The sequence below is a fragment of the Sulfitobacter sp. 15WGC genome, from assembly GCF_005068605.1.
In the GTDB taxonomy this organism is placed as follows: domain Bacteria; phylum Pseudomonadota; class Alphaproteobacteria; order Rhodobacterales; family Rhodobacteraceae; genus Sulfitobacter; species Sulfitobacter faviae.
This window is the reverse complement of the sequence record NZ_SZNL01000190.1, coordinates 1-255: the sequence shown is the minus strand read 5'-3', so window position 1 is coordinate 255 and position 255 is coordinate 1. Positions and strand designations below refer to the sequence as shown.

The window sequence follows — 255 nt, the reverse complement described above, 5'->3', positions numbered from 1 at the left end:
GATCTTCGGCGTTGCGGTGTCCCTCGGTCTCGGCTCTTCGCAGATCGCGGCGGGGCTGTCCGAGCTTTTTGGCTGGGACGCTTCGACCTTTTTGAAGATCATGATCCTCGCCGTGCTGACCATGGTCTGTCGGCTCGATCGTGGCGGGGCTCGACAGCGGGGGTGAAGCTTTTGTCGAACATCAACATCGGCTATGGCGGTTCTCTTGATGCTCTTTGTGCTGGTGACCGGATCGACCCTGTTTCTTTTACGTGG

1 protein-coding gene is annotated in these 255 nt (G+C 58.4%); it reads left to right on the top strand.

Translation table 11 applies throughout. The annotated features are described in order from the left end of the window. The first annotated feature begins 1 nt into the window (after window position 1). Window positions 2-166 carry a BCCT family transporter gene (locus FCK22_RS19490; RefSeq protein ID WP_282705410.1) on the top strand — a complete coding sequence of 55 codons (165 nt, stop codon included), beginning with the start codon at window positions 2-4 and terminating at the stop codon, window positions 164-166. Window positions 167-255: the final 89 nt, after the last annotated feature.